Below are 24,739 nucleotides of genomic sequence, written 5' to 3'. Positions count from 1 at the left end.
TCCAGGTACCAGTTGGATGTGTTGTGCTTTTTTGCTTCAACTGCCGCCGGCACTCCGGTGATGAGGTGACCGGTCGCGCCGATTATTTCATCGCGAATTATTATTGGTCAATCACTAATAATATTAATTGCCGGCGCTTTTGCCTCGGTAATTACCCTGACCGATCCGCGCTCGATCAACGGACCGTCGAGCTTCACCATCCGATGACGGACGGGCGCGCCCGCCGCCTGGTTCTGCACTTCCTGAAGCAGCGTTTCGACGGCCCAGCGGCCCAGCTCGTAGTTCGGCAGTACGACGGTCGAAAGCGCCGGATGCGTGTGGCGCGCGATCTCCTGATCGTCGTAGCCGAGCACGGAGACGTCGTCAGGGACGCGATAGCCGAGCTGCTTCAGCGCCTCGATCGCGCCGAGCGCCATCAGGTCGTTCGCGCAGAAGATCGCCGTAGGCGGATGCGGCTCGCGCATCAGCGAAAGCGTGTGCTCGAAGCCCGTGCCCGAGCTCCAGTCGCCGTCGCGCACCATCTCCGGCGCGAACGGCAGATCGGCGGTGGCAAGCGCGGTGCGATAGCCCTTCAGGCGGTCTTTCGCGGCGTCCTGCCAGTGCTCGCCGTTGATGTAGCCGATCCGCCTGTGGCCCGCGCGCAGCAGGTATTCCGTCGCGACGTGGCCGCCCGCGACTTCGGCGGGCACGATCGACGACTGGCCGCCCTCGCTCGTGTAGCAGTTCAGCAGCACGGTCGGCACGCGCGAGAGCGCGGCGGGCAGCGTCACCTTGCGCGTGTAGACGGTTGCGTAGATCACGCCGAACACGGTCGGGCTCGCGAGCACAGCGTCGAGCACCTGTTGCTCGATGTCTGCGTTGCCGTGCGTCGAGTAGACGGCGAGCAGCTTGCCGCTCGCGTACGCGGCATCGCGCGCGCCGTCGATGTTCACGACCGGGTGCGGGCTCGTCGAGATTTCGTCGGCGAGATAGATGATCAGATTGCGTTCGTCGGAAGACCGCGGCAGCGGTTCGCGCGGTGCAAGCCGGTAGCCGAGTTCATGCGCCGTCTTCAGCACCTTGTCGCGCGTCGCTTCGGAAAACTTCGCGCTGGTCGCGTTGTTGAGGACGAGGGAAACAGTCGATTGCGATACGCCGGTGAGCTTGGCGATATCGGTCATCGTCGGGCGGCGCTGGGTCGATTTTTTCATTGATCCGGCCGCACAACGCGGCTTGTAGACGGGGGATGCCGCAGGCATCGTCGCTCTGACGGTAACACTAATAATATGCGCCGGACAACACGCGCAAACCCCGCTTTATTTGGCGTTTGCCCACGGTGTGAACAGCTGTTTTTCAGCAAAATTATTACTAATAATATTGACCGAAAAGCTTCGGCGTGCGATTCTCGGTCGCGCGAGCCGCTTCGGCACGATGGGACGCCGCCTTGCGCCGCACCGTCCACGCCAACTCAAACGATCATGCGCGAAGCCTTCTCCAAACCGCCTGCGGCCGACGCGGCCACCGATCTGCGCATCGACGATCCTTCGCTCGTCGTGCTGACGAGCGGCGATACGACGCTCGTGGTTGCGCCGCACGTCGGTGGGTCGATAGCCGCGTATTACGAAACGGTGCGTGAACGGACGTCGCAACGCGTGCTGCACTGGCTGCGGCCCGCGACGCGCGCCGCAATCGTCGAATGCGATCCGCTGCGAATGGCGAGCTTCCCGCTCTTTCCGTACTGCAACCGCATCCGCGACGCTCGCTTCGAGTTCGCCGGACTCACGATCGATCTGGCCTCGGACGACGACGCGTTCGCGCACGCGCTGCACGGCCACGCGTGGAAGAGGCCGTGGCGTGTCGGCGCGCGCACGGCCGCGTCCGTCGAACTGCATTTCGAGCATGTGCCCAATACCGCTGTGCGCGGCGACTGGCCGTTCCGCTATCGCGCGAGCCAGCGCATCGAGTTGCTGGGCGACGCATTGCGCATCACGCTTGCCGCGCAGAATCTGTCGGGCGGTCCGATGCCGTTCGGCATGGGACATCATCCGTATTACCCGCGCACGGCGAATACGACGATCACCGCGAACGTCGAGCGGATGTGGCACACCGACGAAGACGTGCTGCCGGCTCACCTCGGGCCGCATCCCGCCGTCGACGCGCTGAAGCACGGCATGAGCGTCGATGCGTTCGATCTCGACAACAACTTCAGCGGCTGGACGCGCGAAGCGACGGTTGCGTGGCGGGACGAGCGTCGTCAATTGACGCTGACGGCCGAAGCGCCGTTCGATCATCTGGTGGTATTTGCGCCAGCGAACGAGGCGCAGCTGTGCGTCGAGCCCGTCACGAATACGACCGACTGCTTCAACGCGAAAGACATGCAGATGCGCGAGCGCGCAGGCTACCGGGTGCTAAAGCCCGGCGAAACGATCAGGGCGCGACTCGTCTGGACGCCGCGGCGCGACTGACTGCGAAGTCCGCGTCACAAGTCCGCGTTTATTCGACGCGCAGCCGCGCCATATACGGCAGGTGATCCGACAGCCATGCGGTTTCCTGCGCCGGCTGGATCCACTCGATAGGCTTCATTCCGCGCACGAACATCTTGTCGAGCGCGAGCGCAGGCGAGAACGCGGGGAACGTGCGGCCCGGCTCGCCGAGCAGCGTCGCCACTTCTATGAGGCCGTGTTCGCGAAAGAGCGGCACCGAATCATTGCGCCAGTCGTTGAAGTCGCCCGCGAGCACGAGCGGACCTTCCGGCGCTTCCTTCGAGATCCAGTGTGCGATCCAGTGCATCTGACGCAGCCGGGCCTGGCGCGTGAGCGCGAGGTGCGCGCACAGCAGCGTCACCGAATGGCCGCCGAACGTCGCGCGCGCGACGAGCAGCCCGCGCCGCTCGAAACGGTGCGCTGAAATGTCCCAGCGTCCGCCGAGATCGAGGGGATGCGGCGACAGGATCGCATTGCCATGCCGCCACGACGGCTTGAACACATTCGGTCCGAGCGCGATCTGCAAATCCAGTGACTCGGCGATTTCGGTTGCCTGGCAATGCCATACGTCGTTGTCGAAGTCGCTCATGCGCGCGCCGAACGCACTGGCCAGCACGGGCGCGGGCATCCGGCGAGCCATCGCTTCCTGCAGGAAATACGCATCGGCATGAACGGACTGCACCCAGCGCTGCATCGCCTCCCACGCCTGGAAGCCGAGCGGCGAGCGACCCTTGTGCAAGTTCCAGCTCACGGCAATGAACTCTTTCGGATCGATGTTTTCGCGTATCAGTTCTTCGGGGTTTCGCATGCCGCGTTATCCACGTCGTTCGTTGAGTTCACGGATTGTTTGCGACGCTTGCACGCAACCGATAGACGAGATTCGGGTCCTTGTCGACGATCGTCCATGTGGTCCAGTCGCCCGGCGGCACCTTCAGCGCCGGATGATTCGCGCTCACCTGGCGCGGCTGTGGCGGCAGTTTGCAGCCGGTGTCCGTGGTGCGCATGCCCGGCTCTTCGAGCGTTTCCTGCGCGTCGATCGAGAACGTGACGCCGCTCGTATCCACCTGTGTCGGCGAGACGGTCAGCGTGCGCGCGAGATCGATGCTGCCCGCCGGGACGTTCTTGCAGCCGACATTGTTCTGCACCACGTGATGATGCGTGTCGGTGCGCGCCTGGCCGACCGTCGTCGTGCCATCGAACGTATCGATCTGCTGGCCGTCGCGCATCACCTGCAATTCCCATTTGATGACGGGCGCCGCGGGGCGCTGTTGCGCCTGAGCCAACGGGGCCTGTGCGATCAGCGAGGTGCCGAGCAGGACGGCGGCGAAGCTGGTTTTCAACATGAAAAGTGAGTCTCCGGAATCGCTGCGTTTCGCCAAAGCGTGCGGTGTCCGCGCGTTCTTTCTTGCGACCGCCGACCATCTTACGCTTTATCGGGATAACGGTTTTCTGACATCCGATCCGGAACCAAGGTTCAGCGTCAGGCGGTAACAGTGCATTGCAGATAAGGGCGCGCACACCGCGATTCAAGCAAGCGCCTCGCCCGCTGCTGTCGTTAGCAGCACACCTGCGCGGCTGCTGGCTTGCATGGGATTTCGGCGTCGATACACTGAAATCGGAGCGGCGTCCGGGACGCTGCGGCTGCAAGTCCGGCACAACGGGGTGAAGCGATGACAACGGCAATGGTGAAACAGGAAATCGCGGTTGCATCGTTCAGCAAGGTCTACGATCTCGATCAGGTGGAGACGGCGCTGAACGAACTGAGCGAAGGCGCCAGCGACGCACTGCGTTCGACGTACGAGAAGATGCTGAAGGTCGGCAATCTGCGTTTTTGCGTGAAGCCGAACCGGATGCCGTCCATCGACGATCTGATCGGCGCGCTGCCCAACTTCACCGAGCCGCTCGACGATATCCGCAAGCAGGTCGCGCTGTGCCTCGAAACGGACGACCGGCTGGAGCTGATGCCGATTCTGTTGCTCGGCGATCCGGGCATCGGCAAGACGCACTTCGCGAAGCAGCTCGCGCGGATGCTCGGCACGTCGTATCACTATGTCGCGATGAGTTCGCTGACGGCGGGCTGGATTCTGTCAGGCGCGTCGTCGCAATGGAAGAACGCGAAGCCGGGCAAGGTGTTCGACGCGCTCGTGCACGGCAGCTACGCAAATCCCGTGATCGCCGTCGATGAAATCGACAAGGCGACGGGCGATTCGCAATACGATCCGCTCGGCGCGCTCTACGCATTGCTCGAACACGACACCGCGCAGACGTTCATCGACGAGTTCGCGGAGATTCCGATCAACGCCGGCCATGTGATCTGGATCGCGACAGCGAATGACGAGCGCGCGATTCCCGAGCCTATCCTCAACCGGATGAATGTCTACGAGATTCCGCCGCCGGATCGAGAAGGCTCGCGGCGCATCGCGCAGTCGATCTACGACGAGATCCGCTCGGCGCATGGCTGGGGGCAGCGCTTTCCGGCGGAAATTGGCGCGGAAGCGCTCGATGCGCTGGCGCAAGCGTCGCCGCGCGAAATGCGGCGCGCGATCCTGAACGGCTTCGGCTCGGCGCGCATCGCGGGCCGCGACCACATCAGCGCCGACGACATTCGCCTTGACTACAACTCGCGCCGCAAACCGATCGGTTTCTAATGGCGCCAGCGCCATTTGTGCGAACGGGCCGCGCTTGCGCGGCCCTTTTTATTGTTCCAATGGTGTGGCTATTCCATGCCGGGCGAAGGGCGATTTGCTTGGAATTTGAATGAATCCGGCAACAGTCAATTCCATTAATCAGGGTCGGCAACGTGATAGGCGAGGACTAGACTGCGTTCATCGAAATGCGAACCGCGTTTCCAACCTCACGTCAGGAACCGATCATGAAAAAGTCTTCGCTTGCAGCGCTGTTGATTTCCGCAGTGGTCGCCGTGCCGGCTTTTGCGAGCGGCTATAGTCCGGCTCCGTCGCAAACGCCGTCCACGCAGAACGGTCCGCAGACGCGCGCCGAAGTGAGGGCGGAACTGGCGCAAGCGCGCGCAAACGGCGAATTGAGCCTGAATCCGAACGCGCCCGCGTACCCGCAGCAGTTCGCGATGGGCGGCTATACGGTGCCCGTCGCGCAAGTGAATCTGCATCACCTTTTCAAACGCACAACTGCCGCGGATTGATCAACCCTGTTGTGGCGCGCGCGGAACGCCAGCCCGCGAGAGTCCGCGCGAATTCGCCAGGAACGTGCGTCGTCGGCGTACACTGAGTCAAACGCGCCAGCGTTCCCACATATCGATGCCCGCAGCCAGATGAGGCTGCGGGCATTTGTGTCTGTGGCGCGCTGTGCGATTTCGCATTGTGCATGTGAAGCGTTCGACAGCGCGCGGCCACGTTTCATAAGGTGCCGCACGCTTTCGATATCCAGGTGGATGACGAGACAGAACGCGGCGCATCGAGCCGCGTCCAATGGACATGGATCAGATCGAATGTGTGGTGATCGGCGCTGGCGTCGTCGGTCTCGCCGTCGCGCGCGCTCTGGCTGCGCGCGGACGTGAGGTGATCGTGCTCGAAGCGGCCGAAGCCATCGGCGTCGGCACGAGCTCGCGCAACAGCGAAGTGATACACGCGGGCATCTACTATCCGCGCGGCTCACTCAAGGCGACGCTGTGCGTGCGCGGCCGCGAGATGCTCTACGACTACTGCGCGGAGCGCGGCGTGCCTCATCAGCGCTGCGGCAAGCTGCTGGTCGCGACCGCGCGCAATCAGATTCCTCAACTCGAAAGCATCATGGCGCGCGGCAAGGAAAACGGCGTGCTCGACCTGATGCGCATCTCCGGCGAGGACGCGCAGGAACTGGAGCCATCGCTACGATGCGTCGAAGCGGTGTTCTCGCCGCAGACGGGCATCGTCGACAGCCATCAGTTGATGCTGGCGCTGCTCGGCGATGCCGAACGCGATGGCGCAATCTGCGCGTTTCACGCGCCCGTCGAAGCGGTCGAGGCGATCAACGGGCGCTTTGTCGTGAAGGTCGGCGGCAGTTCGCCGACCACGATCGGCGCGGCGTGCGTGATCAACAGCGCGGGCCTGCATGCGAACGCGCTCGCGCGCACGATACGCGGACTCGACGCGCGCCACGTGCCGCCGCTCTATCTCGCGCGCGGCAACTACTTCAGCATTTCGGGCCGCGCGCCATTTAGCCGCCTGATCTATCCGATGCCGAACGAAGCGGGACTCGGCGTGCATCTGACGATCGACCTCGGCGGCCAGACGCGTTTTGGTCCCGATGTCGAATGGGTCGATTCGATCGGCTACGACGTCGATCCGCGTCGCGCGGAGTCGTTCTATGCGGCGATCCGCGCGTACTGGCCCGGCCTTCCCGACGAAGCGCTGCAGCCGGCGTATGCGGGCATTCGTCCGAAGCTGTCGGGGCCCGGCGAGCCAGCCGCCGACTTCCTGATTCAAGGTCCCGCCGCGCATGGCGTGCGCGGGCTCGTGAACCTGTTCGGCATCGAGTCGCCGGGGCTGACGGCATCGCTTGCGATTGCGCAGCGCGTGTGCGAAGTGAGCGGTCGCGCGTAGCTGCGAGCGGTTCGCAAAAGCCGACGGCAGGTTCGCGAGAAACCGACGGCGCGAACGCGCAAGCCCCCGATATGCAGCGTTGGTGACGCCGCCGTGACACGCATCGGATCTTTATAAGCCGATCACGCGCGATTCAACGTTCACGCTACGGATTTGCTTATGACGGGCATTCAAGCATCACGCGCGTCGGCTTCGTTGCTATGCTTGGGGACGGCTGTCGTCAGAACGGCTTGATCAATACTCACAAGAGAAATGGAGAGAGTCCCCATGAAAAATTCCCGTCGTACCTTTTTGATCACGAGCATCGGCGTTGCGTCTTCGCTCGCGCTGTCCCGCCAGGCGTTCGCCGATGCGCCGAAGGTCGCCGAATCCGATCCGACCGCGCAGGCACTCGGCTACAAGGAAGACGCGACGAAAGTCGACAAGGCCAAGTATGCGAAATACGCCGCCGGTCAGGACTGCGGCAACTGCAGCTTCTTCCAGGGCAAGCCCACCGACGCCTATGCACCGTGCCCGATGTTCGCCGGCAAGCAGGTGGCGAACAAGGGCTGGTGCAGCGCATATAACAAGAAGGCCTGAGCGAGGCGTCGCAAAGTCCATCGGGCGCGTGATCGGCGATGCATCGCAGCATCGCTCAGCGCGTCTTTCGCAGCAGCCGAAGAGAGCGCCCGCCGCGCAATGCGGCGTGGCGCTCTCTTGTCTTGTGCACGCGCTTTCGCCTTATGAATGTGGTTGAAACGGGATGTCGTGCTCTTATACACTCGCAAGGCGTGCGCGCGGGGCCTCGCCGCCCCATTCAAATCAACTTCAATCCAACGCACCCGACGCCTTGACGAAGGCGGGAGACACCGATGTCGACAGCATCGAGGAGGGCATCCAGGAGCCTCAATACCCGTGCAGTCACGGCGGCCGTCATCGGTAACGCGCTCGAATGGTATGACTTCACCGTCTTCGGTTTTCTCACCGTCGTCATCGCGGAACTCTTCTTTCCCACCAGCAGCGACTATTCCTCGATTCTCCTGACGACCGCGAGCTTCGGCGTCGCGTTCGTGATGCGGCCTGTCGGCGGCATCGTGCTCGGGCTGTACGCGGACCGCGCGGGACGCAAGGCCGCGCTCTCGCTCGTGATCGCGCTGATGACGCTCGGCATTCTGCTGCTCGCGATCGCGCCGCCGTACTCGGCGATCGGCATCGGCGCGCCCATCGCGATCGTGATCGGCCGCTTGCTGCAAGGCTTCTCCGCGGGCGGCGAGTTCGGCAGTTCTACTGCGCTGCTGATCGAAGCGGCGCCATTCTCGAAACGCGGCTTCTACGGCAGCTGGCAGATGGCGAGCCAGGCGGCGGCGCTGCTGCTCGGCGCCATCGTCGGCGCGCTGGTGACGCGCGGGTTGTCGCCGGAAGCCCTCAGGTCGTGGGGCTGGCGCGTGCCGTTCATCATCGGGCTCGTGATCGGGCCGATCGGCTATTACATCCGCCGGCATCTCGCGGATTCCGAAGCATTTCTGCACGCGAAGCAGACCGCGCGCCGCGCGACGCTCGGTGAGCTTTTCGCCCACCATAGCCGCGACGTACTGTGCGGACTCGGCTCGGTGATTGCGCTCACCGTCTCGATCTACGTGCTGATCAGCTATCTGCCGACCTTCGCAGTCACGCAGCTGAAGCTGCCCTACGCGGATTCGTTGACGGCCGTGATCGTCGGCAATCTGCTGCTCGTGGTGCTGTCGCCGGTGATGGGCGCCTGGTCGGACCGCATCGGGCGCAAGGGCATTTCGCTTTGGTCGCTGATCCTCACGCTGGTGCTGATCTATCCGCTTTTCGTATGGCTCGAAGCGGCGCCGAGCGTATCGAAGCTGATCGTCGTGCAGGCGATCCTGTCGATCACGCTCTCCGGCTACTACGGCCCCTTCGGCGCGCTGATGGCCGAACTCTTTCCAGCGAACGTGCGCTCGATCGGTCTTTCGCTCGCGTACAACTTTGCGGTGATGCTGTTCGGCGGCTGCGGCCAGTTCATCGTGACGTGGCTCATCAAGACGACGGGTTCTCCGCTCGCGCCGACGTACTACGTGATGTGCGGGCTCGCGCTGTCGATCGTCGCCGTCGCGTGCGTGCCCGCCCAGCGTCACGCCGATCTCGACGCGATGCGCAAGCCCGCCTGAGTGTCTTCGAGAATGTGCTTGCGACGGCCTAGATTCGCGCGGGCATCAGCGGCGGCCGCCTGTCGAACCACGGGCGCGCCGTCTCCAGTTGAGCCGCGAGCCGCAGCAACGTCGCCTCGCCGCCTTCGCGCGTCGCGAACTGCACGCCGATCGGCAGGCCGCGCGCATTCCAGTAGAGCGGCACGGACATCGCCGGCTGGCCTGTCAGATTGAATAGCTCCGTGCAGCCCGCCCACGCGAACGCCTTGTTCGAGACATCGGTCAGCAGCTTGCGCATCAGCGGTTCGACGGGAACCGTCGTGACCGCGCGCATCTGCATTTTCTCGACGGCAGTCGGCTGCATCTCGCCGATCTTGATCGGTGCGGATGCAAGCGTCGCGCACAGGATCACGTCGTAACGCGTCATCAGATCGGCGAGTTTCGCGCTGACGCTGCGCTGCACCTCGAGCGCCTCGGGCAGCTCGCGCTCGCCGAGCTTGCGTCCGATGTGTCCCATCGTCCACGTCGCGATTTCGAACTGGTCGCGGTTCGGCTTGCGGCCTGTGATCTGATCGGCCTTCAGCACGAGATTCTCGGCGCTCACCGACCAGATCATCAGAAATGCTTCGCGCAGCCTCGCGAAGTCGATGCCGAGCGAGACGGGTTCGATGCGATGGCCCAGCGACGCCGCGAGTTGCGCGGCATCGTCGAGCGCGGCGCGGGCGTCGGGGGACAGCGCGGGCGCGAACATCGGGTCCGTCACGAATGCGATGTGCAGCGGCTTGCACGGTTCGCGCGTCGCGGCGAGGAAGGTGCCGGGCGCACCCATTGGCCGCTCCGCGTTGCCGGAGGTGAGGTCGAGCAGCAGCGCGCTGTCGCGCACGCTGCGCGAGACGGCGTGATCGATGCCGAGTTCGCCGGGCGCGGGCACGGCATTCGACGGCTGGCGTCCGCGCGATGGCTTGAGCCCGAAGAGGCCGCAGCACGAAGCGGGAATGCGGATCGAACCGCCGCCATCCGACGCATGCGCGAGCGGCACGATGCCCGCCGCGACCGCCGCGGCCGAACCGCCGCTCGAACCACCCGGCGTGTGATCGAGATTCCACGGATTGCGGCACGGGCCAAAAAGTTCGGGCTCCGTAAAAGGCATCTGGCCCATCTCCGACGTGCTCGTCTTGCCGAAGATGTTGAGGCCGGCGGCGCGTGTCAGGGTAACGAGCGGGGCGTCTTCGGTGGAAACGTAGTGCCGGTAGTGGCGGCTGCCCATCGACATGCGCAGCCCTTTGACGGGCAGCCCCAGGTCCTTGATCAGATACGGCACGCCGGCGAGCGGGCCGTCGCCGAGCGCGTCGGCGCCCGGCGCATCGGCGCCTGGCGTTTCGGCGCCCAGCGCGTCGGCGCCCGAAGCGTACGCGCTGCCGTTCACGCGCTCGCGCGACGCGCGCTGGCGAGCGGCGTCGTAATCCTTCAGAACGATCGCGTTGATTGCGGGATTGGCGGCCTCGGCGCGCGCGATCGCTGTTTCGAGCAGTTCGCGCGCGCTCACCTTGCGTTTGCGCACGAGATCGGCGAGGCCGATCGCATCATGATCGAGATAATCGGCTTGCACGACGAAGGCCCCCGCCCGGATTGGCATGTTGTTGATGACACGCGCGGGCTGCCGGTGACGTGACGCACAGATGTCAGGCGCGACGCAGCCACGTCACGCCTCTAGCGTAACTTACGCGTGGGTGGCGAGGAAAGTCAGCGTGCGGCCGTGCGCGAGCGCTGCCGAGTGCTGGTGATAGCTCGCGCGCTCGGTGCAGTTGAAGCCGTGATCGGCGTTCGGGTAGATGTACAGTTCGGCGTCGTCGCGGCCCGCGAAGCGCTCCTTCACTTCGCCGACTGCAGACTGCGGAATGCCGTGGTCCAGCTCGCCGTAGTGGAACTGCATCGGCACCTTGATCTGCGGCGCTTTGTCGAGCTGGTTCTGGATGCCGCCGCCGTAGTACGACACAGCGATATCGAGCGTACCTTCGGCTGCCGCCAGATACGCGAGACGTCCGCCGAAGCAGTAGCCGATGCCCGCCACCTTCCCCGTCACTTCGGGCATCGCGCGCAGCGCAGCCGCCGTTGCGCCGATGTCCGCGACGGCGAGCTCGACGTTGGTCTTTTGCAGGATCTCGATGCCCCTGTCGCGGTCCGCGCCCACGTACCCAAGTTCGACGCGCGGCTGCGTGCGCCAGAAGATGTCCGGTGCGATCGCGATATAGCCGTCCTGCGCATATTGATCGACGACGTCGCGAATGTGGCCGTTCACGCCGAAGATCTCCTGAATGATGATGACGGCCGGACCCTTGCCGCTTTTCGGCGTCGACATATATGCGCCAAACGAGTCATTGCCGGTCGGAATGTCGATCCATCGGGAAGTCACGCTCACGTTGTTTCTCCTTGCATAAACGGGGATGCCGCGGTCGGACTGCTACTGTTGGACTGCTACTGTTGGACCGCCGCGGGCAGTCAATCGTTTGCGCGCCTGGCCCGCGGCGGGCGCTCAGTGTGCCATCAAAAGAAAGCGGCTGCAGCGGGCGCTCGCGCGCGCCGACGGTTGACTGACGCGCTTCGCCGACGGCGCCGCCCCGTAAGCGGATTGAAACGATTGCGATGGCTCGCCGGTTCCGCTGCACGGGCTTCGCAGGCGTTGACGCATGAGTTGCGCACGCGTCCACGCACTCGTCTGAGGAACGCAATCTTGAATGCGCCGAATGGACGCAAGTGCTGAGAGAGCGTGAGTGCAGTGATACTGATCCGGGCGCTCTGCCGAGAGTTTCGCGTGGGAGCCATGGACACCCGCGCGTGCGTCGAACGTGGAAGTGGCGCTTGCACCTATACCTATATGTAGCGAGTAGCGCATCAGAAAAAATGAGAACGTTCTCAGTGTTGCTTATCACCTTTGCGTTTACGCGTTATGAGGGGAACGGCGCATATCCAGCCCATTAACGGACGATGCCCGCAAAGCTTGAGGTCCACGTTATAGAAGAAAGCCTCGTATTCCCGAGAGCCGCATGGATTGGCGCTTCCGGGGCAGCGTTGTGGCCCGGTTCACGGCTAAATGGGACAAACGCTATTGGTAGTGTTCCCACTTACTCAAAAAAACCCCACAAATTAATTTGATGGCCTACACTTGCGCGCAAGCGCGGGGCGCCACCTGCCACAAACAGGCTGGAACGCGTGCTTGCCAAGTGCATGAACGATGCATCCGGCGGAGTCGTCCACGGGATTTGAGCGACACGTGAAGGAAGCGGGGCACAAGGGCGATTACGTTGTTTTTGGGACCGAAATCGGAGACTTACATGAACATCAAAATTCAAAAGCTGTTGCCGATCAGCGCTGCGGCGATGCTGTTTGCAACGTTGGCGACGACGGCTTCGGCCGACACCGTTGTCAAGATCGGCCATGTCGCACCCTTGACTGGGGGCATCGCTCACCTGGGCAAGGACAACGAGAATGGTGCACGTCTCGCAGTCGAGGAAATCAACGCGAAGGGGCTGATGGTCGGCGGCCAGAAGGTCACGCTGCAACTGGACGCACAGGACGACGCAGCCGACCCGCGTACGGCTACGCAGGTCGCGCAGAAGCTGGTCGACGACAAGGTCGTCGCCGTGGTCGGCCACCTGAACTCGGGCACGTCGATTCCGGCTTCGAAGATCTACAGCGATGCAGGCATCGTCCAGATCTCGCCGTCGGCAACGAACCCGGCATACACGCAACAGGGCTTCAAGACGACGTACCGCGTCGTGGCGACCGACGCGCAGCAAGGTCCGGCACTGGCTAACTACGCAGGCAAGGTGCTGAAGGTGAAGAGCGTCGCGATCGTCGACGACTCGACGGCTTACGGCCAGGGTCTCGCAAACGAATTCGAGAAGACGGCCAAGTCGCTGGGTCTGAAAGTGCTGTCGCATGACGCGACGAACGACAAGGCCGTCGACTTCCGCGCCATTCTGACGAAGATCAAGGGCGAAAACCCGGACGCGATCATGTACGGCGGCATGGACGCAACGGGCGGCCCGTTCGCGAAGCAAGCGAAGCAGCTCGGCCTGCGCGCGAAGGTGCTGGCTGGTGACGGCGTGTGTACCGACAAGCTGTCCGACCTGGCAGGCGACGCAACCGACAATATCGTCTGCTCGGAAGCCGGCATGGCGCTTGAGAAGATGGAAGGCGGCGCGGCGTTCCAGGCGAAGTATCAGAAGCGCTTCGGCCAGCCGATCCAGATCTACGCTCCGTTCACGTATGACGCTGTGTACATCGTCGTCGACGCAATGAAGCGTTCGAACTCGACCGATCCGGCGAAGATCCTCGCAGCGATGCCGAACACCGACTACAAGGGTGTGATCGGCGAAACCACGTTCGACTCGAAGGGCGACCTGAAGCACGGTGTGATCTCGCTGTACAACTACAAGTCAGGCAAGAAGACGCTGCTCGACGTCGTCAAGATGTAAGAGCGGTTGTCGCGGGCGGATAAGCGGCTTGCCGTTTTCCGTCTGACGCGAGCCGGCCGGAAGGCCCCAGGAGGCACGCGGGTTTCGACCCGCGTGCCTTTTGTTTTTCATGTGCATCCGGCTTGGTTCGCGGGCGCGCGCCTTCATGCGCGTTGCCGTGCACGTTCGCGCGCAATGCCGGAGATACTGTCGAACGGGACATCAACGTTTGGGGGCCGTCGTGACACGTCTGATCGATGACGAATGGCGTCGCTGGATCGCCGAAAACCTGTTGCTCGACGCAGCGCCCGAAACCGTGCATGCCGTGCTCGTTCAGCACGGGTTCGAGCACGATCACGCGTCATGCGAAATCGATAGCACGCTGAAAAGCCCTTATTTTCTAGCTGGTTCGCGCTTACGCAATCGTTTGCGCAAGCGCGAATGGATGCTTTCCGTGTACGGCGACCTGAATCGCATGCGCGCCGGAGCGGATTCCGTCGAACGATGCGCGCGTCTGCCGCGCGATGCGTTTTACGAGCAGTTCTATTTCCAGAACCGGCCCGTGATCATCATGGGCATGTTCGATTCGTGGCCCGCGCGCGAGCGATGGAATTTCGACTACTTCCGCGCGCGCTGCGGCGACGCAGTAGTCGAGGTGCAGTTTGGGCGCGATGCGGACGCGGACTACGAGATCAACCAGCCCGCGTTGAAGCGTACGATGCGTTTTCGCGACTACAACGATCTCGTCGAGCAGAGTGGCGTGACGAACGACTTCTACATGACGGCGAACAACGCGTCGCGCAACCGCGCGGCGCTCGCGGCGTTATGGGCCGATGCGCCGCCGGTTCGCGAGTATCTGGATGCGGGTGCCGACGACGCGGGCTTTTTCTGGTTCGGACCGGCCGGCACGAAGACGCCGTTTCATCACGACCTGACCAACAACGTGATGGCGCAGGTGGTCGGACGCAAGCGCGTGCTGCTCGTGCCGTTCACCGATACCACACACATGTACAACCATCTGCATTGCTACTCGCAGATCGACGGCAGCGCGATCGACGTCGAACGCTTTCCTTCCGTCCAGCAGGCGCGAATGATCGAGTGCACGCTCGAGCCGGGTGAACTGCTGTTTCTGCCGATCGGCTGGTGGCATTACGTCGAAGCGCTCGACGCGTCGGTGACGATGACGTACACGAATTTTCTCGAACGCAACGACTTCGCGCAGACGTACGGCACGTATCAAGAGCTTTGACTGATCGAGACGGCGCGGCTTCTGTCACGCCAGACGACGATGCGGCGATAAATACGGCGGACCGATGTTCCGGTCCGCCGTCCTCCCTGACGCTTCAGTTGCCGTCGCTATTTGTTCGGTGACGCGATGAGCATGTCTGCGTCGCGCATCGTCTGATGATTGAGCAAAGCCTATGCCATTGCGCACACGGCGTTTGCCATCGATTGACATCGTCTGGAACCCTAACAAAATCAATGGATTCAGCGCGATGGGCGGAATGCGTAGAGATTTGCGAGAGTGGGGCGTGCCGTGAAATGTCTGCGCACGTCACGTAGCACGTTACGTGACGTAGCGCCGCTCGACGCGCCCGCGAGCCCGACGCGAGCGGAGGCGCTCAGATGCCGAGCCAGCGCAACACCCTCGGCCCGATGAACGCGACGAGCGCCGCGCACAGCGCGACGACGGACAGGCCGATCGGCAGATTCGTCACCTGCGCGACGCCGCCGATGATCACCGGCCCGAGCAGCAGGCCAAAGTACGCGAGGCCCGCGACATGCGCGAGACCCTCGGCGGCGTGAATGCCTTTCACGCGCGCCGCTGCCGCGAACAGCACCGGCATCATGTTGGCGAGGCCGAGGCCCATCATCGTGAAGCCCGTCAGCGCGGCGACGGCGTTCGGCAGGAGCAGTGCGCCTATCATGCCCGCGCAGGCGAGCGACGCGCTCGCCGCGATCAGCTGCGGCGCGCCGAAACGCGCGCGCACGGCATCGCCGGCGAAACGCGCGGCGGCCATTCCGCCTGAGAAAGCCGCATAGGCGGCGCTGGCGACGGCAGGCGTCGACGCGACGACGTCGCGCATGTAGACGGTCGCCCAGTCGTACATCGCGCCTTCGGCGATCAGCGCAATCAGCGCGATCGCGCCGAGCGCCCACAGCGCCGGCGAGCGCCAGCGGTTCGCGCGCGGCGTGTGTGCATCGGGATGCTCGGCGTGCGGCACATGCGGCAACACGGCGGGACACGCCGCGACCAGCACGCCCGCGCTGACGAGCGACGCGAGCAGCAGATGCAGCGCGGGCGCCATGCCGTGCGCGAGCGCCGCGCCGCCGACGGCCGCGCCCGCCATCCCGCCGGCGCTAAACATCCCGTGCAGCGACGACATGATCGGCCGGCCTAGCGCCTCCTCGACGGCGCTGGCCTCGGCGTTCATCGCGACGTCGAGTGTCGCCATGCCCGCGCCGAAGATCGCGAGCACGACGAGCAGCATCCAGTACCACGGGACGACGAGGATCAGCGCGCCGCACGCCGACATCGCGAGCCCGCCCGCGAGACATGCGCGGCGCGTGCCGACGCGCGCAATCCAAGGGGCATTCGTCACCATCGCGCCGATCGAGCCGCCCGCGACCGCGAAAAGCGCGAGTGACAGCATCGCGGGGTTCAGATGGAAGCGGTCGCGTACCGTCGGCACATGAACGCCCCACGACGCATACATCATCCCCGCGATGAAAAAGAGCGCCATCGTTGCGTAGCGGGCGCGGTTGCGCGCGCCGACGGGCAGATTGCGGTGCGCGGCGGGCAGCGAGGATGAATCGGACGGACGATCGGACACGGGGATCTCGGTGAATGGGAAGACAGCTGGCGGGAAAGCGCGCTGAAAGCGATTTTGGATTCTAGCGAAGCATCCCGCGTCGTGCCGGCAAGCCCTTGAACTAATATTGACTTTCCACGCGCGGCGCGTCTGCATGGCATCGGCTCACCCATTGCGTTCGCACGCCGCCGCATCCATTTCACCGAGGACGCGCACTTGAACATCCCCCCTCACGCTCCGCTGCATCTGCTGCATCAGGCTTCGATTGGCACGCTCGCGACGCACGCGCGTCAGCCGCAAGGCTTTCCGTATCCGACCGTGCTGCCATTCGCGCCCGACGCGCGCCACCGTCCGACCATACTCGTGAGCCGCCTTGCCGAACACACGCGCAATCTGCATTCCGATCCGCGCGCCGGCTTCCTGATCGTCCATGCGCCGGACGGCGATGTGCTCAACGGCCAGCGGATCACACTGGTCGGCACGTTCGAGCACGTCGAGCCGACGCCGCCCGTGATCCACCGATACCTCCGCTATCACCCGGACGCCGAGCGCTATCTCGTGCTGGGCGATTTCTCGTTCTGGGTGATGTCGGTCGAACGCATGCGCTACATCGGCGGCTTTGGCGCGATGGGCTGGCTGACGGCGGATGAACTCGATCCGCTCAGCCCAGTGTCGTTCGACGAAGAAGAGGGGCTGGTCGAATTTTTCGAGCACCATCCGCGTCGGCCGTCACATGTGCGATTGGCGGGAGTGGACCGCTACGGTGTCGACCTCGAACTGGCGGGCGCTCGCAGCCGTTTTCAGTTCGAAACTCCGGCGCCCGATAACAACACCCTGCGCGCTGCATTGGAGGATTGCATCGAGCGGCAGACTGGCGCGTGAATTCCGTTCGATCGCCGGGTTTTAACCTCGTTGTAAAAGATGATTTTGCGGTTCACGTCCCAAGTTCGCATGGCATGAAATGTTCCCGGGTAAATTAACTTTTGTGTTTCATATTTTGCCAGTTAAATAGAGCTTTATTACCCGAACGTGGTTTTTTCAGGGAAAGAGTAATAGAGCGATGAGACTTGACAATTGCGACCGTGGTGAAAGTTTATGAAATTGAGATTAATTAATTTCGCATGGAGTCTTTTCTCGGGTTTCTACTTTGTGTTAATCTCGCCAGCAAATTCCGAGGCGTGATCACTTTCAGGACTAATCGGCACAGACCGTCGTCCATTTATCGAACCACAAGGGAACTATGTCCTCCTACAGGGAACTACTCGCGCAGCGCGAAAAGCTCGAGAAGCAGATCGAAGAGGCGAAAGCGCGCGAATATGCGGAAGTGCTAAACGAAATCAAGCAGAAAATGGCTGATTACGGCATTACTTTGGCCGAACTCGGCGGTAATCGCGCAAAGGCGGCGAAAGCGGCGTCTCGTCCGCGCGCTGGAGTTGCGCCGAAATATCGTGATCCCGCGAGTGGAAGCACGTGGTCGGGCCGTGGTAAGCCGCCGCGCTGGATCGCAGGTCAGGATCGCGATAAATTTCTCATCGAGAAATAATATGACTTAATGCTCACGTCGCGAGCAATGCATTAAAGAAAACCGCAGCGCTTTTCTGGCTGCGGTTTTTTATTGGGCTATGATTGCCCGACTGCGTTATTGAACTTCATACACGACGCGCCGGCTCACAATGAGAATGCTTCGCGTTTTGATAAGCATATGATTTGAAAGATGTTTTTCTTCGCTTAACAGCGGTTTCATCGAGCAGCGGGTAGAATCAAAAAATAACGAACCTGCATTCTTTCACATGCCTTCCAACTTGGCCGAGCAATCGGCGGAAAAACAGCGCGTCGCGCGCAAAAGCACTTACGTCAGCATCGGACTCAATACGGTGTTGATGTCAGTGCAGATCGTCGTGGGCGTAATTGCGCATTCCCAGGCACTCGTCGCGGACGGTGTGCATTCGCTTGCCGATCTTATTTCGGATTTTGTCGTATTGGTCGCCAATCGCCATAGCGGCGCGGAACCGGACGCCGATCACAATTACGGACATAGCCGCTACGAAACGGTCGCTTCGCTTTTTCTTGGCGGATTGCTGATCTCGGTAGGTGTCGGCATGTTGTGGCGCGCGGGCACGCGGCTCACCGATCTGCAAAACATCCCGGCCGTGCATATGAGTGCGCTCGCCGTGGCCGTGGTCGTGCTGCTGTCGAAGGAAGGGCTCTTCCGCTACATGCTGCACGAGGCGCAGCGCGTGCGATCCGCGATGCTGATTGCGAACGCCTGGCATGCGCGTTCGGACGCGGCGTCGTCGCTGGTGGTCGCGCTGGGTATTCTCGGGAGCCTTGCCGGCGTGAGGCTGCTCGATCCCATCGCCGCGGCCATCGTCGGCTTCATGGTCGCGCGCATGGGCTGGACGTTTGGCTGGGACGCGCTACAAGATTTGTCCGATCGCGCGCTCGACGAATCGGCCACGGCCGATCTGCACGCGCGGCTGATGTCGACGCCCGGCGTACGCGACGTCCATGAGTTGCGCACGCGCAAGATGGGCGACTTCGCACTCGTCGACGCGCACATTCTCGTCGATCCGATGATTTCGGTTTCCGAAGGCCACTACATCGCGGAGACGGCGCGCACGCGCGTGCTGGCCGACAGCCGCGTGCTCGACGCGCTGATTCACGTGGACCCGGAAAACGACGCAATCGCGCGGCCGCCAGTCAATCTGCCGCCGCGTGCAAAGATCGCCGCGGAAGTCGAATCCGCGCTCGCCGCGCAGGGGCTCACGGCGGCCACCGTGAACCTGCACTATCTGAGCACGGGGCTCGACGTCGAGGTCACGTTGCAGCCGTCGAGGCTCGGCGCGCTGGAAAGCGAAGCGCAGCAACTGGCGCGGGTCGATCTCGACGCGCTCAAGCGCAAGTTGGGCGCACGCAAGCTCAACGTCACGCACGCGGTCGATGTGTCGACGGCCGGCCAGGAACTCGCGCGCGAGCCGCGCGGCGATGCATGAGCCGACGCCTGCGCGGCGGCGTCAGAGCGGCAACTGCGTATCAAACTTGATCTCACGCAGCACGACGCTCGTGCGCACCTGCGCGACGGCGGGAATCTTGAAGATGCGGTCGTGCAGGAAGGTGTCGTACGCCTTGATGTCGGGCGCGACGATCTTGAGGATGTAATCGGATTCGCCTGTCGTGCTGTAGCACTCCGTCACTTCCGGACAGGTGGCGATTTCCCGCTCGAACTGTTCGACGCCGCCTTCCGTGTGACGCGTGAGGTGAATATGCGCAAGCGCGCAGACATGCAGGCCGAGCTTTTCGCGGTCGAGCAACGCCGTGTAGCGCTGGATGATGCCCGATTGCTCCATGTCCTTGATGCGGCGCCAGCACGGCGTGCTGGACAGCCCGACCTGATCGGATATTTCCTGCACCGAACGGCGCGCGTCGAGCTGCAAAAGACGCAGGATCTTTTGAGAGAACGTATCGAGTGTCAACTGCGCCTCCGTGTTCGCGTCGCCTTTTCGTCAATGTTAGAGGCACGGAAAACGAAACGCAACCGAAGCTACCCTTGCTGAGGGAGATTACCTAATTTCGCGCCGGGTCGTTGGCGTTTTCTGCTGAGTCGTCCCCTTCAGCATCGGACAAAATCAAGCTCTGACGCGCCCGCAGGTCGGCGAGCATGTTGCAAAAGAGTGCGCCTTGCTCGATCGCGTCATCGAGCGCGACATGCGTGTGCGGATGATCGTCGAACCAGTGCTTCGGAAAACGCGGCTTGATGCACTTGCGATACGGCAACCCCGTCATCGCGAACGCGAGCGTCTTGATGTCGAGCGCGGACCACGAGAACGGGCAGCGACCGGTAAAACGCATCATGTACCAGAACATGAAGGTGAAATCGAAGCCCGCCGGCATCGCCACGAACACGGGCTTGCCAGGCAACGCCTCGACCCACTCGACATACGCGACGAGCGCCGCTTCCGGCTGCTGCAAGTCCTTGCGGCACGCGGCCCAAGCTTCGGGCTGCGTCTTCCACCACGCTTCCTGCACGGGGTGAGGCGCCGCGCCTTCGAGCAATTCGAGATTCGCCGAGAACGTGCCGATCAGCTGCTTCTCCGCCGTATAAGCCGCCGATGCGAAGCTCAGCATCGAATGCGGGCCGGGAATCGGGCCGTCCGCTTCGACGTCGGTACTCACATAGATTTCCGCGGTCATGCGCCCACTCCATCCGCGACGTACGGATTCGTGCGCCGCTCGTCGCCGAATGTCGACGTCGGGCCGTGGCCCGGGACGAAGGTGACGTCGTCGCCGAGTGGCCAGAGCTTTTCGCGGATCGAGCGGATCAGGGCGCCATGATTGCCGCGCGGAAAGTCTGTGCGTCCGATTGAGCCGGCGAACAACACGTCGCCGACCAGCGCGAGACGATGCGCGCGGCTGAAGAAGATCACGTGACCCGGCGTGTGGCCCGGGCAGTGATAGACCTCGAGCGCTTCGTTGCCGAACGTCACCGTGTCGTTGTCGTCGAGCCAGCGGTCCGGCTCGAACGCATCGGCCGCAGGAAAGCCGAAGCGCGTGCTCTGCTCGGGCAGTTTGTCGAGCCAGAAACGCTCGTCGACATGCGGACCTTCGATCGGCACGCTGTAATGCGCGGCGAGCGTCTTCGCGCCGGCGCAATGATCGATGTGGCCGTGCGTCAGCAGCACCTTTTCGACCGACACTTTCTGGCGCTCGACCTCGCCCTTGATGATGTCGAGATCGCCGCCCGGATCGACGATGGCCGCGCGCCCGGTCTGCTCGCAAACGAGCAGCGAACTGTTCTGCTGGAACGGCGTGACGGGGATCAGAGTGACTTTCATGAGCGGCGGCGCGATGCGTGAAAAGCTCGATTGTACCGACCGCCGTGGCACGTGCCATTGGCCGGAAAGCCTACTGGCGAATGCCCATTTTTACAGTAATAGTGAGAATTCATCGACGGAATCAGCAGGTAGAGAACACAGGATTGTATTTTTGCTATAATGCGCGTATTGAGCGTGGGAGACCGCGCTGTCTTTTGGGTGAGCAGTTGCCGTTTCATCACATGAAATGGGAATGAACGGTGCTGATTCATCATCAAGCAAGTGCTGTCGGGTGTATCCGATAGCAGATCCAGCATCGATTGCTTTTGTCGATGCGCACGTCCTGTCCAGCCAGGTGCCACGCGCCTGCCACGGCCTCGCTGCCGTAACGCCGGATGGGGCCTACGCCGCCTTCCTGAGCGCTGTGAGTTTCCGGCGCTGAGCGTGTGAACGTTCGATGGCGGCTTGTGGGGTCTGGCGAATCTGCGGGGACAGGTTGCGTCAGACGTGAAAACTAACCGTGCGGTTGCGGCTGAATGTGCCGCGTCCGGGCTTTTGTCGTTCTGCGCCAGCGTTGCGCGGCGCGCGCTGGGCCCTTGCCGCCGGAGTCGCAAGCAAACACGCAGCCATTCGCGTGATGCGGCTCGCATTTTGTATCAATTCGTATTATGAAAACTCGGCTACCCCGACGCGTTGGGAGCGTTTTTGCCTTTTTGGCACTCGCCGGCTGTGCGGTGCCTCCAGGCGCGAACACCCAGGTCAGCGGTGTGTCCGCGACAACGAAGGACGCGCAAACCACGCTCGCCCCGTTGTCGTATGGTTCAGGTTCGAAAGAACTGCCGGATGCGGCAGGTCAGAAGGGCAAGCTCGCAGACGCTGAGCCGCTGACCGACGGTCCGAATATCGGCGACTTCCATCAGATGGGGCGCGCGTCCTGGTACGGCCGCGGCTTCCACGGACGCAAGACGGCAAACGGCGAGCGCTTCGACATGCATGCGCTGACGGCGGCCCATCGCACGCTGCCGCTTGGCTCGTATGTGCGCGTGACCAATCCGGCGACCAACGACGCCGTCGTCGTGCGGATCAACGACCGCGGCCCGTATGCGCGTGGCCGGGTGATCGATCTGTCGTATGCGGCCGCGAAAGTCCTGCACCTTGCTCGCATCGGCACGGCGCGCGTGAAGATCGAAGGGCTGACGCAGCGCGAGGCGAAGGCAGAGATGAACCAGATTCTGGCTTCGAATCAGAGCGATTCGACCGACAAATAAGATCGTCTTGTCATCGCCGGGATCGATGCGGAGACGCGATCTCCGCAAAGAGAAGGGCTGCATTGGGGGCTGCGTCAGGCAGCCCTTTTTGCTTTCAGTCGTCCTTTTTCAGCGCGAGCGCGCGTGTGTACAACGCGTTGCGCGATGCGCCCGTCAGCGCCGCCGCAATCCTCGCCGCGCTGCTCACCGACAACTCCTCCAGCAACAGGCCGAGCAGCGCGTCGTGATCGTGCTCGCCTTCCGCGTCCGCGCGCGCCCCTTCTACGACCAGCACGAATTCTCCGCGCTGCCGGTTCGCATCTTCTTCGAGCCACTTAGGCCCTTCGGCCAGGGTGCAGCGATGCAATCCCTCATGTAACTTCGTCAACTCGCGGCCAATCAACAGACGCCGTTCGTCGCCAAAGGCGTCGGCGAGCGCCTGCACTGTTTCGACGATGCGATGCGGCGCTTCGTAGAACACCATCGCGTGCGGATGCTTCGCGAGCGGCGCGAGCGCGGCGGCGCGTTGCTTGGCTTTGGGCGGCAGGAAGCCGAGAAACGTGAACGTCGCGACCCAGTCGCCCGCCACGCTGAGCGCGGTCGCAAGCGCGTTGGCGCCGGGCAGTGGCACGACGGCGAAACCGGCTTCGCGCACGGCATCGACGAGCTTCGCGCCCGGATCGGAAATGCCTGGTGTGCCCGCGTCGGAGACATACGCGATGCGCTCGCCTGCCTGCAGATACTCGACGATGCGCTGCGCGGCTTCGCGTTCGTTGTGCTGATGCACGGCGACGAGCGGCTTCGCGATGCCGTAGCGCGACAGCAGTTGCCCTGTGTTGCGCGTGTCCTCGGCGGCGATGCGATCGACGAGGCCGAGCACGTGCAGCGCGCGCAACGTGATGTCGGCGATGTTGCCGATCGGCGTAGCCACGACATAGAGCGCAGAAGCGGGATAGTGCTGCCCTTGCGCGAGTTCGGAAAGAGGAGTCATGACACGAAAGACGCAGACACACGAAACAAGGCCGACATTGTGCCACGCGGACGCACGCGCACGAGAGCGCACGCGTGATGGCGCCGGCCGCCCGAACAACTTTTCCGATGGCGCCCGGTCCAAAATCGTCGGAGCAGCATTCGAGACGCGCGCGATGACGTTTCTTCAGCGGCAGCGCTTGCGGTTCGTCGCGCGCAATGTCGTTTGTCGTGGCGGCGAAATCGATCTCGTGATGAGCGAGCCGGACGGCGCGCTGGTGTTCGTCGAAGTACGGGCGCGTGCGCAAAGCCGATACGGTGGCGCTGCGGCGAGCGTCGCGTGGCGCAAGCAGCAACGCATCGTGCGCGCCGCGCAGCATTTCTTGTCGGCACATGATGGCGCGATGCCCGCCTGCCGCTTCGATGTGATCGCGTTCGAGCGCGGACGTCTGTTATGGCTGCGCGATGCTTTTCGCGCGGACGACTGCGCTGGTGACTGTTGAGGCGCCGGATTCGCAGCGTGAGTGCGATAAACTTGCGCACGCGCACGGGGCGGCGCGCTATCGTATCGGAGCGCGCGCCGATTGGAGCGGCTGTATGCAGTCGCGCAGGGAAGGACAACACGTCTACATGAACCAGCGTCGCCGGGCGGGTGGCGCATGCAGTACACGATAGAGAGTCGATGTCAGTCGAACGCATTCAACAACACTTCCGCGACAGCGCGGCAGTCACACTCGCAGCATTAGAAAGCCTGTCGATGCCGATCGCGGCGGCCGTCGACACGATGTTTGCCGCGCTCGCGAACGGCAACAAGATTCTGGCGTGCGGCAACGGCGGATCTGCTGCCGGCGCGCAATATTTCGCCGCCGAACTGATCGGCGGCTTCGAGCGCGAACGGCCGGCATTGCCCGCCATTGCGCTGACGACTAATTCGTCGAGCCTCACCGGCATTGCCAACGACGCCTCGCTCGATCAGATCTTCGCGACGCAGATTCGCGCGCTCGGACAGCCGGGCGACGTGCTGTTCGCCATCTCGACATCCGGCAATCCTGCGAATATCCTCGCCGCCATTGAAGACGCGCACGACCGCGAGATGATCGTCGTCGCGCTGTCGGGCAAGGGCGGCGGCAAGATCAATGAAGTGCTGCACGATACCGACATCCATCTTTGCGCGCCGTCCGATCGCACGGCGCGCGTGCAGGAAGTGCATCTGTTGACGATCCATAGTCTGTGCGACGGCATCGATGCCATGTTGCTCGGCGAAGAATGATTCCGAAGGAGAGCGA

24 protein-coding genes are annotated in these 24,739 nt (G+C 63.1%); 14 read left to right on the top strand and 10 right to left on the bottom strand.

Annotated features, from left to right (window positions below):
- Positions 1 to 107: 107 nt before the first annotated feature.
- Complete coding sequence (locus GCT13_RS18660; protein ID WP_152760569.1) at positions 108 to 1,160, bottom strand: LacI family DNA-binding transcriptional regulator; 1,053 nt, start codon at positions 1,158 to 1,160, stop codon at positions 108 to 110.
- A 297-nt stretch (positions 1,161 to 1,457) separates the two neighbouring features.
- Between GCT13_RS18660 and GCT13_RS18655 the strand changes: the two genes are divergently transcribed.
- Positions 1,458 to 2,444, top strand: coding sequence for an aldose 1-epimerase (locus tag GCT13_RS18655; protein WP_152760370.1), 987 nt, complete (start codon positions 1,458 to 1,460; stop codon positions 2,442 to 2,444).
- Between the two features lie 28 nt (positions 2,445 to 2,472).
- On the opposite strand, the gene GCT13_RS18650 is transcribed toward GCT13_RS18655, so the two are convergent.
- Positions 2,473 to 3,270 (bottom strand): endonuclease/exonuclease/phosphatase family protein, encoded by a 798-nt coding sequence (locus GCT13_RS18650; protein ID WP_152760368.1) that lies wholly within the window; start codon positions 3,268 to 3,270, stop codon positions 2,473 to 2,475.
- A gap of 28 nt (positions 3,271 to 3,298) precedes the next feature.
- Entirely contained in the window at positions 3,299 to 3,805 is a 507-nt protein-coding gene (locus GCT13_RS18645; protein WP_152760366.1) for a hypothetical protein, read from the bottom strand.
- A 327-nt stretch (positions 3,806 to 4,132) separates the two neighbouring features.
- Here GCT13_RS18645 and GCT13_RS18640 point away from each other — a divergent pair, with 327 nt between their 5' ends.
- From GCT13_RS18640 to GCT13_RS18620, 5 genes are all read left to right on the top strand, one after another.
- A complete protein-coding gene (locus GCT13_RS18640) occupies positions 4,133 to 5,110 on the top strand; it encodes an AAA family ATPase (protein ID WP_152760364.1) in 978 nt (325 codons plus the stop codon).
- A gap of 224 nt (positions 5,111 to 5,334) precedes the next feature.
- Positions 5,335 to 5,622, top strand: a complete 288-nt coding sequence (locus GCT13_RS18635; RefSeq protein ID WP_152760362.1) for a DUF4148 domain-containing protein — start codon at positions 5,335 to 5,337, stop codon at positions 5,620 to 5,622.
- A gap of 292 nt (positions 5,623 to 5,914) precedes the next feature.
- Complete coding sequence (locus GCT13_RS18630) at positions 5,915 to 7,021, top strand: NAD(P)/FAD-dependent oxidoreductase (RefSeq protein ID WP_152760567.1); 1,107 nt, start codon at positions 5,915 to 5,917, stop codon at positions 7,019 to 7,021.
- Between the two features lie 267 nt (positions 7,022 to 7,288).
- Positions 7,289 to 7,600, top strand: a complete 312-nt coding sequence (locus GCT13_RS18625; RefSeq protein WP_087739799.1) for a high-potential iron-sulfur protein — start codon at positions 7,289 to 7,291, stop codon at positions 7,598 to 7,600.
- A 272-nt stretch (positions 7,601 to 7,872) separates the two neighbouring features.
- The gene (locus GCT13_RS18620; protein WP_152760360.1) at positions 7,873 to 9,177 is read left to right on the top strand and encodes an MFS transporter; all 1,305 of its coding nucleotides are present in this window, start codon (positions 7,873 to 7,875) and stop codon (positions 9,175 to 9,177) included.
- A gap of 28 nt (positions 9,178 to 9,205) precedes the next feature.
- Here GCT13_RS18620 and GCT13_RS18615 read toward each other — a convergent pair whose 3' ends face one another.
- Together GCT13_RS18615 and GCT13_RS18610 are read right to left on the bottom strand one after the other, a co-directional pair.
- On the bottom strand, positions 9,206 to 10,765 hold the full coding sequence (locus tag GCT13_RS18615; RefSeq protein WP_321574451.1) for an amidase: 1,560 nt from the start codon (positions 10,763 to 10,765) through the stop codon (positions 9,206 to 9,208).
- A 111-nt stretch (positions 10,766 to 10,876) separates the two neighbouring features.
- Positions 10,877 to 11,575: a dienelactone hydrolase family protein gene (locus tag GCT13_RS18610; RefSeq protein ID WP_321574450.1), complete on the bottom strand. Its 699-nt coding sequence runs from the start codon at positions 11,573 to 11,575 to the stop codon at positions 10,877 to 10,879.
- Between the two features lie 913 nt (positions 11,576 to 12,488).
- Between GCT13_RS18610 and GCT13_RS18605 the strand changes: the two genes are divergently transcribed.
- The gene (locus GCT13_RS18605; RefSeq protein WP_152760356.1) at positions 12,489 to 13,634 is read left to right on the top strand and encodes a branched-chain amino acid ABC transporter substrate-binding protein; all 1,146 of its coding nucleotides are present in this window, start codon (positions 12,489 to 12,491) and stop codon (positions 13,632 to 13,634) included.
- A 229-nt stretch (positions 13,635 to 13,863) separates the two neighbouring features.
- Positions 13,864 to 14,862 (top strand): cupin-like domain-containing protein, encoded by a 999-nt coding sequence (locus GCT13_RS18600; protein WP_152760563.1) that lies wholly within the window; start codon positions 13,864 to 13,866, stop codon positions 14,860 to 14,862.
- A gap of 373 nt (positions 14,863 to 15,235) precedes the next feature.
- Here the strand turns inward: GCT13_RS18600 and GCT13_RS18595 are convergent, their stop codons facing one another.
- Entirely contained in the window at positions 15,236 to 16,447 is a 1,212-nt protein-coding gene (locus GCT13_RS18595) for an MFS transporter (protein WP_321574449.1), read from the bottom strand.
- A 195-nt stretch (positions 16,448 to 16,642) separates the two neighbouring features.
- On the opposite strand from GCT13_RS18595, the gene GCT13_RS18590 reads away from it, so the two are divergent.
- The 3 genes from GCT13_RS18590 to GCT13_RS18580 all read left to right on the top strand — a co-directional run bounded on the left by GCT13_RS18590 (position 16,643) and on the right by GCT13_RS18580 (position 19,419).
- Positions 16,643 to 17,308, top strand: a complete 666-nt coding sequence (locus GCT13_RS18590) for a HugZ family pyridoxamine 5'-phosphate oxidase (protein WP_152760354.1) — start codon at positions 16,643 to 16,645, stop codon at positions 17,306 to 17,308.
- A 358-nt stretch (positions 17,309 to 17,666) separates the two neighbouring features.
- Positions 17,667 to 17,969, top strand: coding sequence for an H-NS histone family protein (locus GCT13_RS18585; protein WP_152760352.1), 303 nt, complete (start codon positions 17,667 to 17,669; stop codon positions 17,967 to 17,969).
- Between the two features lie 247 nt (positions 17,970 to 18,216).
- Positions 18,217 to 19,419: a cation diffusion facilitator family transporter gene (locus GCT13_RS18580; RefSeq protein ID WP_152760350.1), complete on the top strand. Its 1,203-nt coding sequence runs from the start codon at positions 18,217 to 18,219 to the stop codon at positions 19,417 to 19,419.
- 21 nt (positions 19,420 to 19,440) lie between these two features.
- Here GCT13_RS18580 and GCT13_RS18575 read toward each other — a convergent pair whose 3' ends face one another.
- The 3 genes from GCT13_RS18575 to GCT13_RS18565 form a co-directional block, all read right to left on the bottom strand.
- Positions 19,441 to 19,899, bottom strand: coding sequence for an Lrp/AsnC family transcriptional regulator (locus GCT13_RS18575; protein ID WP_012399541.1), 459 nt, complete (start codon positions 19,897 to 19,899; stop codon positions 19,441 to 19,443).
- A gap of 91 nt (positions 19,900 to 19,990) precedes the next feature.
- Positions 19,991 to 20,617, bottom strand: coding sequence for a 3'-5' exonuclease family protein (locus GCT13_RS18570; RefSeq protein ID WP_152760349.1), 627 nt, complete (start codon positions 20,615 to 20,617; stop codon positions 19,991 to 19,993).
- On the bottom strand, positions 20,614 to 21,258 hold the full coding sequence (locus GCT13_RS18565; protein ID WP_152760347.1) for an MBL fold metallo-hydrolase: 645 nt from the start codon (positions 21,256 to 21,258) through the stop codon (positions 20,614 to 20,616). The genes GCT13_RS18570 and GCT13_RS18565 overlap by 4 nt, the downstream gene beginning before the upstream one ends.
- Before the next feature lie 647 nt (positions 21,259 to 21,905).
- Here GCT13_RS18565 and GCT13_RS18560 point away from each other — a divergent pair.
- The gene (locus tag GCT13_RS18560; RefSeq protein WP_152760345.1) at positions 21,906 to 22,505 is read left to right on the top strand and encodes a septal ring lytic transglycosylase RlpA family protein; all 600 of its coding nucleotides are present in this window, start codon (positions 21,906 to 21,908) and stop codon (positions 22,503 to 22,505) included.
- Between the two features lie 94 nt (positions 22,506 to 22,599).
- On the opposite strand, the gene rsmI is transcribed toward GCT13_RS18560, so the two are convergent.
- Entirely contained in the window at positions 22,600 to 23,475 is an 876-nt protein-coding gene (gene rsmI, locus GCT13_RS18555) for a 16S rRNA (cytidine(1402)-2'-O)-methyltransferase (RefSeq protein ID WP_152760343.1), read from the bottom strand.
- Between rsmI and GCT13_RS18550 the strand changes: the two genes are divergently transcribed.
- Both GCT13_RS18550 and GCT13_RS18545 read left to right on the top strand, forming a co-directional pair.
- A complete protein-coding gene (locus tag GCT13_RS18550; RefSeq protein ID WP_152760341.1) occupies positions 23,474 to 23,956 on the top strand; it encodes a YraN family protein in 483 nt (160 codons plus the stop codon). The two genes, rsmI and GCT13_RS18550, sit on opposite strands and share 2 nt — an antisense overlap.
- Positions 23,957 to 24,135: 179 nt before the next feature.
- Positions 24,136 to 24,723 carry a phosphoheptose isomerase gene (locus GCT13_RS18545; RefSeq protein WP_152760339.1) on the top strand — a complete coding sequence of 196 codons (588 nt, stop codon included), beginning with the start codon at positions 24,136 to 24,138 and terminating at the stop codon, positions 24,721 to 24,723.
- Positions 24,724 to 24,739: the final 16 nt, after the last annotated feature.

It is taken from the genome of Paraburkholderia franconis (assembly GCF_009362735.1).
GTDB classification, from domain to species: Bacteria; Pseudomonadota; Gammaproteobacteria; order Burkholderiales; family Burkholderiaceae; genus Paraburkholderia; species Paraburkholderia franconis.
The sequence above is the reverse complement of the archived record's forward strand: the minus strand, read 5'-3'. Positions and strand labels throughout refer to the sequence as shown.